The 15174-nt window shown below is 68.8% G+C and carries 14 protein-coding genes; 10 read left to right on the top strand and 4 right to left on the bottom strand.

Annotation, left to right across the window (positions count from 1 at the left end):
* Nucleotides 1-77: 77 nt before the first annotated feature.
* From dxs to xseB, 3 genes are read right to left on the bottom strand one after another with little or no spacing between them, the layout of a single operon-like run.
* Nucleotides 78-1937: a 1-deoxy-D-xylulose-5-phosphate synthase gene (gene dxs / locus AC1HIL_RS13140; RefSeq protein WP_479671944.1), complete on the bottom strand. Its 1860-nt coding sequence runs from the start codon at nt 1935-1937 to the stop codon at nt 78-80.
* Nucleotides 1938-1959: 22 nt separating this feature from the next.
* A complete protein-coding gene (locus AC1HIL_RS13135; protein WP_261207951.1) occupies nt 1960-2880 on the bottom strand; it encodes a polyprenyl synthetase family protein in 921 nt (306 codons plus the stop codon).
* Entirely contained in the window at nt 2877-3143 is a 267-nt protein-coding gene (gene xseB / locus AC1HIL_RS13130) for an exodeoxyribonuclease VII small subunit (protein WP_057589545.1), read from the bottom strand. Before xseB ends, AC1HIL_RS13135 begins: the two co-directional genes overlap by 4 nt.
* A gap of 281 nt (nt 3144-3424) precedes the next feature.
* Here xseB and AC1HIL_RS13125 point away from each other — a divergent pair, with 281 nt between their 5' ends.
* The 8 genes from AC1HIL_RS13125 (at nt 3425) to AC1HIL_RS13090 (ending at nt 12194) form a co-directional block, all read left to right on the top strand.
* On the top strand, nt 3425-4555 hold the full coding sequence (locus tag AC1HIL_RS13125) for an aromatic ring-hydroxylating oxygenase subunit alpha (RefSeq protein WP_057589543.1): 1131 nt from the start codon (nt 3425-3427) through the stop codon (nt 4553-4555).
* A gap of 108 nt (nt 4556-4663) precedes the next feature.
* On the top strand, nt 4664-5587 hold the full coding sequence (locus AC1HIL_RS13120) for a DMT family transporter (RefSeq protein ID WP_057589541.1): 924 nt from the start codon (nt 4664-4666) through the stop codon (nt 5585-5587).
* Nucleotides 5588-5657: 70 nt separating this feature from the next.
* Entirely contained in the window at nt 5658-6569 is a 912-nt protein-coding gene (locus AC1HIL_RS13115) for a sulfurtransferase (protein ID WP_296730293.1), read from the top strand.
* The gene (locus tag AC1HIL_RS13110; RefSeq protein ID WP_479671943.1) at nt 6566-7150 is read left to right on the top strand and encodes a DUF2796 domain-containing protein; all 585 of its coding nucleotides are present in this window, start codon (nt 6566-6568) and stop codon (nt 7148-7150) included. The genes AC1HIL_RS13115 and AC1HIL_RS13110 overlap by 4 nt, the downstream gene beginning before the upstream one ends.
* A gap of 4 nt (nt 7151-7154) precedes the next feature.
* Nucleotides 7155-7901, top strand: a complete 747-nt coding sequence (locus tag AC1HIL_RS13105; RefSeq protein WP_057589538.1) for an ABC transporter ATP-binding protein — start codon at nt 7155-7157, stop codon at nt 7899-7901.
* Nucleotides 7898-9160, top strand: a complete 1263-nt coding sequence (locus tag AC1HIL_RS13100; RefSeq protein ID WP_057589537.1) for an ABC transporter permease — start codon at nt 7898-7900, stop codon at nt 9158-9160. The genes AC1HIL_RS13105 and AC1HIL_RS13100 overlap by 4 nt, the downstream gene beginning before the upstream one ends.
* 4 nt (nt 9161-9164) lie before the next feature.
* On the top strand, nt 9165-9806 hold the full coding sequence (locus AC1HIL_RS13095; RefSeq protein WP_057589536.1) for a DUF3299 domain-containing protein: 642 nt from the start codon (nt 9165-9167) through the stop codon (nt 9804-9806).
* Nucleotides 9807-10016: 210 nt separating this feature from the next.
* Nucleotides 10017-12194: a DUF3300 domain-containing protein gene (locus AC1HIL_RS13090; protein WP_479671942.1), complete on the top strand. Its 2178-nt coding sequence runs from the start codon at nt 10017-10019 to the stop codon at nt 12192-12194.
* A 105-nt stretch (nt 12195-12299) separates the two neighbouring features.
* Here the strand turns inward: AC1HIL_RS13090 and AC1HIL_RS13085 are convergent, their stop codons facing one another.
* Complete coding sequence (locus tag AC1HIL_RS13085) at nt 12300-13574, bottom strand: M20/M25/M40 family metallo-hydrolase (RefSeq protein WP_479671941.1); 1275 nt, start codon at nt 13572-13574, stop codon at nt 12300-12302.
* 226 nt (nt 13575-13800) lie between these two features.
* Between AC1HIL_RS13085 and AC1HIL_RS13080 the strand changes: the two genes are divergently transcribed.
* Complete coding sequence (locus tag AC1HIL_RS13080) at nt 13801-14142, top strand: hypothetical protein (RefSeq protein WP_479671940.1); 342 nt, start codon at nt 13801-13803, stop codon at nt 14140-14142.
* 74 nt (nt 14143-14216) lie between these two features.
* Complete coding sequence (locus tag AC1HIL_RS13075) at nt 14217-14975, top strand: hypothetical protein (protein ID WP_479671939.1); 759 nt, start codon at nt 14217-14219, stop codon at nt 14973-14975.
* Nucleotides 14976-15174 lie beyond the last annotated feature (199 nt).

Here is a 15174-nt window from a genome sequence, read left to right as displayed (position 1 = left end):
TTTGTAAGTCTTAAGGCCTGTGCGTCGACAGGCCTTGGACGATTGTAAAAACGCCCTTACACACGGGCGGCGGGGGTTTACCCTGCGACGGCACCGAAGCGTTGCCGGATCGACTGCTCGATACCGGGCGCATCGAGCCCGATCGAGGCCAGCAGCTTGGCCGGGTCGCCGTGCTCGATGAAGCGGTCGGGCAGGCCCAGCTGCAGCACCGGCACCTGCACGCCGGCGGCCTGCAGCGCCTCGAGCACCGCGCTGCCCGCGCCGCCCATCAACGCGCCTTCCTCGAGCGTGACCAGCGCCTCGTGCGAGCGCGCCACCTCGAGCAGCAGCTCCACGTCGAGCGGCTTGGCCCAGCGCATGTTGGCGACCGTGGCGTCGAGCGCCTCGGCGGCCGTGAGCGCCGGATACAGCAGCGTGCCGAAGGCCAGGATGGCGATGCGCTTTCCCTGGCGGCGCAGCTCGCCCTTGCCGAAGGGCAGGCCGTCGAGCGCGAGGTGCGGCTCGACGCCGGCACCCGCGCCGCGCGGATAGCGCACGGCCACCGGGTGGTCCTGCTCGTAGGCGGTGGTCAGCAGCTGCCGTGTCTCGCGCTCGTCGGCGGGACAGGCGATGCTCATGTTCGGGATGCAGCGCAGGAACGGGATGTCGTAGGCACCCGCATGCGTGGCGCCGTCGGCGCCCACCAGGCCCGCGCGGTCGAGCGCGAACACCACCGGCAGGTTCTGGATCGCGACGTCGTGCACCAGCTGGTCGTAGCCGCGCTGCAGGAAGGTCGAGTAGATCGCCACCACCGGCTTCAGGCCCTCGCAGGCCAGGCCCGCGGCGAAGGTCACGGCATGCTGCTCGGCGATGCCGACGTCGTAGTAGCGGTCGGGGAAACGCTGCTCGAACTCGACGAGACCCGAGCCTTCGCGCATGGCCGGCGTGATGCCGACCAGCCGGCCGTCCTTGGCCGCCGTGTCGCACAGCCACTGGCCGAAGACCTGCGTGAAGGTCTTCTTGGGCGCCGACGCGGGCTTGACCAGGCCGACCTGCGGATCGAATTTGCCGGGGCCGTGGTAGGCCACGGGATCGGCCTCGGCCAGCTTGTAGCCCTGGCCCTTCTTGGTCACCACGTGCAGGAACTGCGGACCCTCGAGGTGCTTGAGGTTCTCGAGCGTGGGCACCAGCGAGTCGATGTCGTGGCCGTCGATCGGGCCCACGTAGTTGAAGCCGAACTGCTCGAACAGCGTGGCCGGCACCACCATGCCCTTGGCATGCTGCTCGAAGCGCTTGGCCAGCTCGAACAGCGGCGGCGCGGCGCGCAGCACGCTCTTGCCCACGTTCTTGGCGGCGGCGTAGAAGTTGCCGCTCATCAGCTGCGCGAGGTAGCGGTTGAGCGCGCCCACCGGCGGGCTGATCGACATGTCGTTGTCGTTGAGGATCACGATCAGCCGGCAGTCGCACACGCCCGCGTTGTTGAGCGCCTCGAAGGCCATGCCGGCCGTGAGCGCGCCGTCGCCGATGATGGCCACGGTGAAGCGGTCCTCGCCCTTCTGCTTGGCGGCCATGGCCATGCCGAGCGCGGCCGAGATGCTGGTCGACGAGTGCGCGGTGCCGAAGGTGTCGTACTCGCTCTCGCTGCGCTGCGGGAAGCCCGAGATGCCGCCGAGCTGGCGCAGGGTGGGCATGCGCTCGCGCCGGCCCGTGAGGATCTTGTGCGGATAGGTCTGGTGGCCCACGTCCCACACCAGCCGGTCGTGCGGCGTGTTGAAGACGTGGTGCAGCGCGACCGTGAGCTCCACCGTGCCGAGGTTCGAGCTCAGGTGGCCGCCGGTGCGCGAGACGTTGTCGAGCACGCAGGCGCGCACCTCGTCGGACAGCTGCTTGAGCTGGGCCCGGTCGTACTGGCGGATGGGGGACGGATCGTGGAGCGTGGGGAGCAGCGGAGCGGCCATGGATCGTGGTGTTCGTTCTTGTCTAGCGGTCGCGGGCGACGACCATGTGGGCCAGGGCGCGCAGCGCCGCGGTGTCGTTCAGGCCGCTCGCATCGAGCGCTGCAAGAGCGTCGTCGAGCAGTTGCGAGGCCTGGGCCCGGGCTCCCTCGAGCCCCAGCAGCGACACATAGGTGGGCTTGTCGGCCGCGGCATCCTTGCCGGCGGTCTTGCCGAGGGTCTGCGAATCGGCCGTCACATCGAGGATGTCGTCGACGACCTGGAAGGCCAGGCCGATCGCCGCGCCGTAGCCGCGCAGCGCGGTCAGCGCCGCCGGCGAAACACCGGTGCCGCAGGCCGCCCCCATCTCGACGCTGCCCTGCAGCAGCGCGCCGGTCTTCAGCCGGTGCATCTCGCGCAACTGCGCTTCGTTCAAGGCCACGCCCACGCTCGCGAGGTCGATCGCCTGGCCGCCGGCCATGCCCTGGCTGCCGGCGGCGCGCGCCAGCATGCGGCACAGCGTGGCCTGCATCGCGGGCGGCACCTCGTCGCCATCGGGCGTGAGCAGCTCGAAGGCCAGCGCCTGCAGCGCGTCGCCCGCGAGCAGTGCATCGGCCTCGCCGAACTTCACGTGCACGGTGGGCTTGCCGCGGCGCAGCACGTCGTTGTCCATGCACGGCAGGTCGTCGTGCACCAGCGAATAGGCATGGATCAGCTCGGTGGCGCAGGCCGCGCGCAGCGCCGCGGCCGCATTGCCGCCGACCGCCTCGCTGGCCGCGAGCACCAAGAGCGGCCGCAGCCGCTTGCCGCCGTCGAGCACCGCATAGCGCATGGCCTCGCCGAGCAGCACCGGCGAATCGACGCCGACCCAGCCCGACAGCGCCTGTTCGACGCGCTCGAGGTGCGGACGGCTCCAGAGCGCGAGGCGGGCCTGATCCCAGGCGGAGGACGTGGTGGCCGCGGTCATTCGGCGGCCCAGGGCTTGAGGCTGCCCGCGTCGAGCACCTTGATCTGGTCCTCCACCGCCTGCAGCCGGTCGCGGCAGAAGGCCAGCAGCGCGGCGCCGCGCTGGTAGCTGCCCAGCAGCCGGTCGAGCGGCAGCTGGCCCGATTCGAGTTCCGCGACCAGTTGCTCCAGTTCCTGGAGTCCCGCTTCGTAGCTGACGGGCATCGGGCCCGTGTCGGGCGTGGGCGCCGGACTGGACGCGGGAGAGGAAGGCACCTTGGGCATGCGGGGGCAACGAGGATGAAACCGCGCATTTTAGGTCTCGGCCAGTGACGCATCGACGGCCTGCGCGACACCTGCCCGCGACGTCATGCACGGCCGTACAGGACGCCCGCCCCGACCAGGGTGAAAGCCCCAGGGGCCACAAGGAAGGCCCCCCGGGTACAATCACCCTCCCCCAGCCGGTCACGCCGGCGCAACTCTCGGGCCGGCACGCCTCTCCTGTCGTCGGTACCTTCCGTTTCAATTTTGTTTTCCTCCCTGTGGGGAGCTTGGTCAGGTCCTCCATGTCTGATTTAAGTCTTCAACTGCAGCAGGCCACGAGCCAACTTCCGGTTTCCGCGTACTTCGACGAGGCGCTCTTCGCCCGCGAGATGGAAACGCTCTTTGCCCGTGGCCCACGCTATGTCGGCCACCGCCTTGCCGTGCCGGAGGCCGGCAACTTCCACACGCTGCCCCACGAGCACCAGGGCCGCGCGCTGGTCCACACGCCCAAGGGCGTGGAACTGATCTCCAACGTCTGCCGCCACCGCCAGGCCGTGATCCTGCAGGGCCGCGGCGAACTCGACGCGCGCACCGGCGGCAACATCGTCTGCCCGCTGCACCGCTGGACCTATGCCGCGGCCGACGCGCGCACCACCGGCACGCTGATCGGCGCCCCGCATTTCGCGCAGGACCCCTGCCTGAACCTGCACAACTACCCGCTCACCGAGTGGAACGGCCTGCTGTTCGAGGCCAACGGCCGCGACATCGCCGCCGACATGGCCGGCCTGGGTCCGCGCGCCGACCTCTCGTTCGAGGGCTTCGCGCTCGACCACGTCGAGCTGCACGAGTGCAACTACAACTGGAAGACCTTCATCGAGGTCTATCTCGAGGACTACCACGTCGGCCCGTTCCATCCGGGCCTGGGCAGCTTCGTCACCTGCGACGACCTGCGCTGGGAGTTCAACCGCAACTACTCGGTGCAGACCGTGGGCGTGGCCAACCGCCTGGGCCGCGCGGGCAGCCCGGTCTACCAGAAGTGGCAGGAACAGCTGCTGCAGTACCGCGAGGGCAAGCCGCCCAAGTACGGCGCGATCTGGCTCACCTACTACCCGCACGTGATGATCGAGTGGTATCCGCACGTGCTCACCGTCTCGACCCTGCACCCGGTCAGCCCGACCAAGACGCTCAACATGGTGGAGTTCTTCTACCCCGAGGAAATCGTCGCCTTCGAGCGCGAGTTCGTCGAGGCCCAGCGCGCCGCCTACATGGAAACCTGCGTGGAAGACGACGAGATCGCCGAGCGCATGGACGCCGGCCGCCGCGCGCTGATGCTGCGCGGCGACAACGAGACCGGCCCCTACCAGAGCCCGATGGAAGACGGCATGCAGCAGTTCCACGAGTGGTACCGGCGCGAGCTGCAGGCCGCCGGCTGAGGCGTCGAAGCGACTGCTTCCGCCTCGTTTCCTGCTATTCTCTTGATAGCTGAACACGTCCGATTGGCGGGCGTTTCAGCTATTTTTCTTTTGTAAGAAGTCAAGACGATGCAAGCGCTCTGGATGGTGCTCGGCGCCTTTTTGTTCGCCACCATGGGCGTGGCCGTGAAGATCGCCTCGGCCTGGTTCACCAGCGGCGAGATGGTGCTGTGGCGCGGCGTCATCGGCATCGTCTTCCTGTGGCTGCTCGCGCGCAGCCGCGGCGTCTCGCTCGCCACCCGGTACCCGGGCATGCATGCCTGGCGCAGCCTGATCGGCGTGGTCTCGCTGGGCGCGTGGTTCTATGCCATCGCCCACATGCCGCTGGCCACGGCCGTCACCCTCAACTACATGAGCAGCGTCTGGATCGCCGCCTTCCTGGTCGGCGGCGCGCTGCTGGCCTGGATGCCGGTGCCGGGCCGCGACGGCCGCGTGTCGCGCCCGCCGCTGCAGGCGCCGCTGGTGCTGACCGTGCTCACCGGCTTCGTCGGCGTGGTGCTGATGCTCAAGCCCAGCGTCGATTCGAGCCAGGGCTTCGCCGGCCTGCTGGGCCTGCTGTCGGGCCTGACCGCCGCCTTCGCCTACATGCAGGTGGTGGCGCTCTCGCGCATCGGCGAGCCCGAGATGCGCACGGTGTTCTATTTCGCGCTCGGCTCGGCCGTGGCCGGTGCGCTGGCCACGGCCTTCACGGGCTTTTCGGAATGGAACTGGCGCCACGGCCTGTGGCTGCTGCCGATCGGCCTGCTGGCCGCTCTCGGACAGCTTTGCATGACGCGCGCCTACGCCACCGCCAAGACCCAGAGCGGCACCCTGGTGGTGGCCAACCTGCAGTACTCGGGCATCATCTTCGCGGCCTTCTACAGCGTGGTGCTGTTCGACGACCGCATCGACGCCGCCGGCTGGACCGGCATGGCGCTCATCATCGCGAGCGGCGTTGCCGCAACCGTGTTGCGTCAGCGTACAGTTCCGCAAGCGCCGGCCGAGGAACATTGAGGCCGGTTCGCAGTCCCTTCACCGTCCGCCGCGCCCGTTGCGCGGCCCATGCGCCAAGGAGTTCTTCGCCATGACCTTCACCACCCTCGTTTCCGCCGCCGAGCTGCGCGCCCTGCAGGCCACCGGCACGCCGCTCATGGTGTTCGACTGCAGCTTCGACCTCATGAAGCCCGAAGCCGGCGCCCAGCAGTACGCGGCCTCGCACATCCCCGGCGCGCTGCATGCCGACCTCGACACCGACCTCAGTGCCAAGCATGGCAAGCCCGGCGCGCATGGCGAGGTGGTGGTGGCGCAGGAAGACGGCGTGCCCGCCTCGGGCGGGCGCCATCCGCTGCCCAGCCGCGAACGCTTCGCGGCCTGGCTCAGCGGCATCGGCTTCTCGAACGACATGCAGGCCGTGGTCTACGACCGCAACGGCGCCAACTACTGCGGTCGCCTGTGGTGGATGCTCAAGTGGATGGGCCACGACGCCGTGGCCGTGCTCGACGGCGGCCTGCAGGGCTGGCAGGCCGAGGGCGGCGAGGTCACCGACCGCGAGGAGCCCGCGCGCTTCCAGTCGAACTTCGTCGCGGGCGAACCGCTGGTGCGGCTCGTGACCACCGACACCGTGGTGCGCCGGCTGGGCCAGCCTGACCAGAACCTGATCGACGCGCGGGCCGGTGCACGCTATCGCGGCGAGGTGGAACCTCTGGACCCGATCGCCGGTCACATCCCCGGGGCACTCAACCGCCCCTTCGCCGAGAACCTCGGTCCCGACGGCAAGTTCAAGCCCGCCGCGCAACTGCGCGCCGAGTTCGAAACGCTGCTCGAAGGCCGCGATCCGGCGACGGTCGTCCACCAGTGCGGCAGCGGCGTGAGCGCCGTTCCCAACCTGCTCGCGATGCGCATCGCGGGGCTCGGAACGGCCGCGCTCTATGCCGGCAGCTGGAGCGAATGGAGCAACACCCCGGGGCTGCCGACCCGGCAAGGCGCCCAACCATGACCCTGATCCAATCCAGCGTCGCTCGACGCATCCTCGCTTCCGCCGCCATCGCCCTGATCGCCTCGGCCCCGTTCGCCGCCGCGCAGGCCCAGCAGCAGCACGCCCACGTGCACGGCCAGATCAAGCTCGATGTCGCCATCGACGGCCCCACGGTCGTGATCGCCATGGAGTCGCCGCTCGACAACATCGTGGGCTTCGAGCGCGCGCCCAAGACCGATGCCGAGAAGAAGACCGTCGAGGACGCCGTGGCCCAGCTGCGCGCCGCCGACAAGCTGTTCGCCATCGACCCCGCCGCGAGTTGCAAGCTCGGCCCGGTCGAGCTGCAATCGGCCGCGCTCGGCCTGGGCAAGCCCGATCCGAACGAACCCGAGGGCCATGCCGACCTCGACGCCACCTTCTCGTTCAACTGCGCCAACGCGGCCGCCGCCAAGTACATCGACATCGGCCTGTTCGCCGCCTTCAAGGGCACGCGCCAGATCGATGCGCAGATCGCTTCCGCGCAGGGCCAGTTCAAGCGCCAGCTCAAGCGCCCCGCGGGTGCGCAGGCCGCGCAACCGGCCCGCCTGACCTGGGGCAAGTGAGGTCGTGAGCCTTCCTTCGCAGGCCGAATCCACGCCGCTGCGCGTGGTGCTCTCGGCCGAATCGCTGCGCTTCTCCTGGCCCGGCAGCGCCACGCCCTGCATCGACATCGAGGCCTTCCGCATCACGGCCGGCGAATCGGTGTTTTTGCATGGCCCCAGCGGCTGCGGCAAGAGCACCCTGCTGTCGCTGCTGGCCGGCGTGCTGGTGGCCGACGAGGGCCGCGTGTGCCTGCTGGGCCACGACTGGTCCAAGCTCTCGGGCGCCGCGCGCGACCGCTGCCGCGTGGCGCACGTGGGCTACATCTTCCAGCAGTTCAACCTGCTGCCCTATCTGAGCGTGGTCGACAACGTGCTGCTGCCGTGCCGCTTCTCGGCGCGCCGCCGCGAGCAGGCCTCGCGCCAGCGCGGCGCGCGCGAGGAAGCCGAGCACCTGCTCGACCAGATGGGCCTGGACCGCAAGCTCTGGCAGCGCCAGGCCATGCAGCTCTCGGTGGGCCAGCAGCAGCGCGTGGCCGCGGCGCGCGCGCTCATCGGCCAGCCCGAGGTGGTGATCGCCGACGAGCCCACCTCCGCGCTCGACGAGGACCGGCGCGAGGCCTTCCTCGACGTGCTGCTCACCGCCTGCGCCGAGAACGACAGCGCGCTGGTGTTCGTGAGCCATGACCAGCGCATCGCGCAGCGCTTCGCACGCCACGTGCTGCTGCCCGAGATCAACCGCGCCTCGAGCGCGACGATGGCGACCGAAGAATGAAGGCCCTCTTCTCCATCGCCTGGCGCAGCGCCTGGAACCGCCGCTTCACGCTCGCGCTCACCGTGTTCTCGATCGCGCTGTCGACCTTCCTGCTGCTGGGCGTCGAGCGCATCCGCACCGAGCTGCGCGAGAACTTCGCGTCCTCGGTCTCGGGCACCGACCTGATCGTGGGCGCGCGCACCGGCTCCACGCAGCTGCTGCTGTACTCGGTGTTCCGCATCGGCGCGGCCACCAACAACATTTCGTGGAAGAGCGTGCAGGCCCTGCAGGCGCACCCCGGCGTCGACTGGGTGGTGCCGCTGTCGCTCGGCGATTCGCACCGCGGCTTCGCCGTGCTCGCGACCTCGCCCGAGTACTTCACGCGCTTTCGCTACGGCGATCGCCAGTCGCTCGCGCTGCGCGAGGGCAAGCCCTTCAGCGAGCTGTTCGACGCCGTGGTGGGCGCCGAGGTGGCCGACAAGCTCGGCTACCACGTGGGCCAGAAGATCACGCTGGCGCACGGCAGCGGCGAGCTCAACGTGGCCGAGCATGCCGACAAGCCCTTCACCGTGGTGGGCGTGCTCGCGCGCACCGGCACGCCGGTCGACCGCACCGTGCACATCGGCCTCGCGGCCATGGAGGCGATCCACCTCGAATGGGTGGGCGGCGCGCCCATGCCGGGCGTGAAGATCCCGGCCGAGCAGGTGCGCAAGTTCGACCTCACGCCCAAGAACGTGACGGCCGCGCTCGTGGGCCTGAAGAACCGCGCGGCCGTGTTCTCGGTGCAGCGCTGGATCTCCACCTACACCGGCGAGCCGCTGATGGCGATCCTGCCCGGCGTGGCGCTCGACGAGCTCTGGAGCGTGATCGGCGTGGGCGAGAACGCGCTGCTGCTGATGTCGGGCCTGGTCGCGCTCGTGAGCCTCGCGGGCCTGGTGTCGGTGGTGATGGCCGGCCTCAACGAGAGGCGGCGCGAACTCGCCGTGCTGCGTGCCGTGGGCGCGGGCCTGCGCCACGTGCTGGCGCTGCTCGCGCTCGAAGGCGCGCTGGTCACCGTGCTCGGCGTGCTCGTGGGCGTGCTGATGGCGGTGCTGGGCATCGCCGGCCTTGCGCCCTGGCTGCAGTCGCAGTTCGGGCTGACATTGCGGCTTTCCGAACCTACACTGAACGAATGGCTGCTGCTCGCGAGCCTGCTGGCCGCCGGCTGGCTGGCGAGCCTGCTGCCCGGCATTCGCGCCTACCGGCTCTCGCTCGCCGACGGGCTTTCACCGAGGATCTGATCCCATGCGCCACGCAAAGACTCTCCATCCCGCCGTCCAGGCCTCGAAGCGCTTCGCCCTGCTGATGGCCGGCGCCAGCCTCGCGGCCGCCGCCTGGGCCGCCGAGCCCGCGCCCAAGGACACCACCGCCACCAACCCGCTCGGCGGCAAGGCCGCGCCCGTGGCCACCGCCAAGGCCCCGGCCGGCCAGCCGCGCCAGATCACCTGGGAAGAACTCGTGCCCAAGGACTGGGACCCGTCGAAGGAGTTCAAGGGCATGGACCTGAGCGCCCTCGACGACGGCGACCCGCGCGCCAACGAGCTGCTGATGAAGATGCAGGAGGTGTCGAACAACGCGCCGACCAATCCCGCGATGAACGGCGTGGAGGTGAAGATCCCCGGCTTCATCGTGCCGCTCGAGGAAGCCAAGGGCGAGGTCACCGAGTTCCTGCTCGTGCCCTACTTCGGCGCCTGCATCCACACCCCGCCGCCGCCGGCCAACCAGATCCTGCACGTGGTGCCGCAGAAGGGCGCCAAGTTCCGCGCCATGGACACCGTGTGGGTCACGGGCAAGCTGCAGACCCTGCGCAACGATTCGATGATGGGCGTGAGCGGCTACCACGTGAGCGCGAGCAGCGTCACCAAGTACACGGGCGGATCGAAGTAGGTTGCGCGCGGCTCTGACCGCCAGCTGACTGTTCGAGAGGGGCCGGCATTCACCGGCCCTTCACCTTTCTTGACAGGCCTGTTCCTACCCGGCCTGCGCCCGGCAGACGACACAGGCCGTTGCATCCTGGGGCCATCCTTCGTCATCGCTTCAGTTGCGGCAGCCGTTCTCTACGGGCGGGCGCCACGACAGCGTCCCAGGAAGGCCCACATGATCCCCTCCAACCCCACCCCCCTCGCGCGTGCGCTCACGCTCTCGCTGTGCACCGCAGCATTGGTGCTCGCGGGCTGCGACAAGTCCGAGACGCCCGCCGCGCAGAACGCCGCGGCACCCGCGCCACAGGCAGCGGCTTCGGTACCCGCCGCCGCAGGACCGGCACCCGCGGCCCCCATGCCCGTGGCCTACGTGCCACCCGCGGCCGAGGAGCTCTACCAGATGGTCGCCCCCATCGCGCTGTACCCCGACAAGCTCGTGGCGCAGGTGCTGGCCGGCGCCACCTATCCCGAGCAGATCACCGCCGCGCAGGACTGGCTCAAGCAGAACCCCACGCTCAAGGCCGGCGCGCTGGCCGATGCCGTCAACCAGCAGCCCTGGGACCCGAGCGTGAAGTCGCTGACCGCCTTCCGCAACGTGATGGACCAGATGGCCGGCAACCTGCCCTGGACCGAGGCACTGGGCAAGGCCTACTACAACGACCCGGCCGACGTGATGAACGCGATCCAGGTCATGCGCCAGCGCGCCTCCAAGGCCGGCCGACTCAAGAACAACGACAAGATCAAGGTCGCCACCGCCGCGGCACCGGCCAACTACACGCCCGCGCCCGATCCGCAGGGCGCCTATGCGGGCCCGCTCATCGTCGAGCCGCCGCAGCAGCTCATCACCATCCAGCAGGCGCAGCCCGACGTGGTCTACGTGCCGAGCTACAACCCGCAGGAGATCTATGGCGATCCCGTGCCGGTCTACCCCGGCTATGCCTATGCACCGCCACCGCAGCCCGTCTACGTCGACCGCGGCTACAGCGGCGCCCAGGTCGCCACGGCCGGCGTGCTGGCCTTCGGTGCCGGCGTGGTCGTGGCCTCGGCACTCGAGCGCCATGGCTGGGGCTGGAACTCCTGGAACGTGAACTGGGGCCGTCCGCGCGACCGCGACTATCCGCGCGCCGCGCCTCCGCCGCCGGCCTATCGCCCGGCCGTGGTCTACAACAACAACACCTACGTCTCGCGCTCGACCACCGTCGTCAACAACGTCTACAACAACAACGGCGGTGGCCGCGAACGTGACCGCCCGCGCGGCGATGCGGGCGTGGCCGCCTGGCAAGCCGCGCATCCGGGGCAGTCGCCCAACTTCGCGATGCAACAGCAGCAGGCCCAGCAACAGCAGGCCGCCGCGCTGCTCGCGCAACAACAGCAGGCGCGCCAATTGCAGATGCAGCAGATGCAGCAGCAACACGGCCAGCAACTGCAGGCCCAGCAGCAACAAGCGCAGCAGCAGGCCGCCCTGGCACGCCAACAGCAGATGCAGCAGCAGGCGCATCAGCAACAGGCCCAAGCACAGCAGGCACAGGCACAGGCGCAGCAGGAACAGGCGCGGCGCCAGCAGCTGATGTCGCAACAGCAGACGCGCGAGCAGCAAGCCCGGCAGGCCCAGGCCGCGCGCCAGCAGGCGCAGCAGCAGCAAGCGCAGCAGGAGCAGGCACGCCGCCAGCAGCTACTGGCCCAGAACCAGGCCGGCCAGCAGCAGGCGCAACAGGAACAGGCGCGACGCCAACAACAGCAGCAGCAACAACAGGCGCAGGAACAGGCGCGACGCCAGCAACAGCAGGCTCAGCAAGACCAGGGCCGCAGGCAGCAGCAACAACAACAGGCGCAGCAGGAACAGGCTCGTCGCCAGCAAGAGCAGCAACGGCAAGCCCAGCAGAACCAGGCCCGCCAACAGCAGCAGGCCCAGCAGGAGCAGATGCGCCGCCAGCAGATGCAGCAACAGCAGGCCGCGCAGAACCAGGCAAGGCAGCAGCAACAGCAGCAGGCCGCCCAGCAGGCGCAGCAACAGCAACAGCAACAGGCGATGCAGCGTCAGCAGCAGCAGGCTCAGCAGCAACAGGAGCAGATGCGCCGTCAGCAGCAGGCGCAACAACAGGCCATGCAGCACCAGCAGCAACAAGCTCAGCAGCAAGCCATGCAACGCCAGCAACAGCAGGCGCAACAAGCCCAGCAACAGGCGATGCAGCGCCAACAGCAGCAGGCCCAACAGGCTCAGCAGCAGGCCGCGCAGCGCCAGCAGCAACAGGCCCAGCAGATGCAGCAACGGCAGGCACAAGCGCAGGCCCAGGCACAAGCCCAGGCCGCCGCGCACCGCAACCGCCCGCCCGGCGATCAGCGTCCGCAGTGACGGCAGGCGCCCCGGTGCGCCGCCCGATCGAAACCTTCAGCCCCCAGCAAAAAGGCGCATGCGAGTTCTTCGCATGCGCCTTTTTCACGTCGGGTTCGGCGTGCTTCAGCGGCCCTTGCCGATCTCCGTCAGCAGCCGCGTCACCAGGTACAGCCGCGGCACGATCGAGTCGACCTCGATGTACTCGTCGCGCGCGTGGTAGCCGAAGCCCGCGAGGCCGAAGCTCTCGACCACCGTGGCCTTGCCCGAGCGCCCCGCGTAGCCCGCGTCGGTGCCGCCGCCGGTCATCGGCGTGAGCGCGAGGTCGCGGTCGATTTCCTTGTAGATCGCCTGCGCCTTCTCGGCCAGCGCGCGGCCCTTCTCGCCCGCCACGAAGGCCGGGCGGCCCACCTCCACCTTCACCGTCGTCTCGGTGTCGGGGATCAGCTTGCCGCTCGCAATCTTCGCCTGCAGCGCCGCGTCGAGCTTCTTCTCCGCGCCAGGCTCGGTGATGCGCACGTCGCCGAGCGCCTGCGCCTTCTCGGTGATCTGGTTGATCGGGCCCACCGCGCGCGCCACCGTCCAGTTGAGCGTCACGCCCGGGATGTCCTTCGCGAGGTCCTTGGTCTGCAGCATCTGGTACGAGAGTTCGTACAGCGCATTGCGGCCCAGCTCGGGCGCCGCGCCCGCGTGCGAGGCGCGGCCCTTCACCTCGAGCGTGGCCTGCGCGATGCCGGCCGCGCCGAGCAGCAGCGATTCGCCCTTCACCACCGACTTCGCCGCCGTCGGCTCGAACGACAGCACCGTGTCGTGCAGGTCGGCCGTGGTCGCGATCAGCTCGCCCGAACCCACCGAGCCCACTTCCTCGTCGGGATTCATCAGCACCGTGAGCGTGTCGTAGTCGCGCCAACCCGCGTCGGCCAGGATCTTGAGCGAGGCCATCATCACCGCGAGCCCGCCCTTGTCGTCCGCGATGCCGGGCCCGTAGATGCGGTTGCCGTCGACCTTGTAGGGCTGCGAGTTCAGGATGCCGGGCTGGTAGACCGTGTCCATGTGGCCCTGCAGCATGATCTTGCGCTTGCCGTTGCCCTTCATCGTGCCGATCACGATGTCGGCCCCCGCCCCGGCCGTCGCCTTGCGCCGCTCGACCTTGAAACCGGCCGCCTTGAGCCGGCCTTCCACCACGTCGGCCATCTTCATCAGCCCGTCGACATTGAGGCTGCCCGACTCGATCAGCACCATCTCCTTGAGGCTCTCGATCACGGCGGGCTGCGCCTTCTCGGCCGCGGCGAGCAGCTTGGCGTCGGGGGCGGCGTGAGCAGCGGTCGCGGCGCCGAGGGCGAAGGTGCAGGCCAGCGCGATGGAGCGCAGGGAGAAGATGGATGAGGAAGATTGAGTCATGAGGGTCCCCTTTTGTTGAAGTGAATGGCGAGCGGAAGGATAGCGAGGCGGGGCGGAATGCGGAGCAAATGGGCGACAGGTTCGCCGGTCGGCTCAAGCAATGTTGCGCCGCCGGACACGAAACTTGACGGCCCTCGCCGCGACCACCTACAGTGCCCTCGCCTCGTGTGAACGAGGCCGGGTTTGGCGGCCTGAAGACATCCTGCGATTCACTTTGGAGGCCCACATGGCCAAAGACTTCAATGCAGGCACCGACGCCGGTGATTCAGGGGCACGCCCCGTCTCTCAGTTCAAACCCTTCGAATGGGTTCCTCCTCGGGGACTCGATCCCAGCCGACAGCATCAAGCCGCCTTCTTGAACGATGCGCGCGATGTGGTGCAAGGCGCGCTGTTGCTGGTTCAACTGCTGCAGTGGGATGAAGAACTGCGCGATGCCGAGTCATCCGAGACCGACCCCGCCCCTGTGCTCGATACGTGCCAGCGCGGTTCGCTGCAGCGCTTCGTTGCGGTGTCGCTGGGGTTGCTTCATGCGCGGATCGAGGCGCAGTGCGAGGCGATGAGGGAGTAGCGCGAGGTGCGTCGAACGGCATCGGCAATACTCGGCCGATCGACTGCACGAATCCTCGCGGACTCACAAGACCCATGCGCGCACTCGCCTTGAATCTTCTTCTTGCACTGGCACTGCCCCTCGCACATGCCGCCAACGATGCCGACACGGTCGGCACCTACCTCACCCCGGGCACGGAACGCGAGGAACTCGCGCAGCGGTTCACCGGGCGCAATGCCGTCGTCATTGCCTCCGTGACGACGTACATCGAGCCCATGTGCAACCCCGACAGCCTGCCACCCAAGGGCTCGCGCATTCAGGAACTCACCTTCCTTGACGATCACGGGAAAACGCTGCGCATCCGCATTCCCAGAACCGATGCCGAATGGGCCGCCAAGGCTGCAGCCCAACCCACGATACGCAAGCAGACTGCATATGCGCATTTGCCGGTCGCCTACGTCATTCCCAGCGGCCGCTATACCCTGCAAAGCCACACCATCGAAGCCGGCATGACCGCCCGCCGCGCACCGGCGAGCGGCTGGAGCGATGGCTACCCGGAAGTCGTTCCTGCGGACGGCCTGCCGGAAAACAGAGTCTTCGTGGCGGAGGCTGGCAAGCCTGTCTATATCGGGCACTTCCATCAGGCCTGTGGCATCGGGTCCAAATCAGTGCCACCCATGTATGCCGATGGGATGTATGAGAAAAGCGGCCGCACGGGAGCCGTGGATCCGCGCTACCCGAGCCTGGAGGAAGTTGTGAATCAGCGCTACCCGAGCCTGGATCTGGCGCAGCTGGTTCGCAATCCTATTCGGCAGGGGCCGTCGCTGGGAATGGAGCCGCGTCGTGGAAAGTGAGTGGCCTGGAGTCCGCGCCTCAACGACTTCAACGCAACCGGCCGTGCAATCGATGCAGCAGTGCTTTTTTCATTTGCAGACCTGTTGCCTCCGGCAAACTGACGAGCAAGCCCGAGCCGAGCCCCATCGGTTCAGCCACGGAGGCGGTGCGCCGCTTTTCAGCGCCAATCAAGCGGATGTGGAAATAGCGTGGCTCACG

This window comes from Variovorax sp. ISS6, assembly GCF_056523145.1.
The sequence above is the reverse complement of the archived record's forward strand: the minus strand, read 5'-3'. Positions and strand labels throughout refer to the sequence as shown.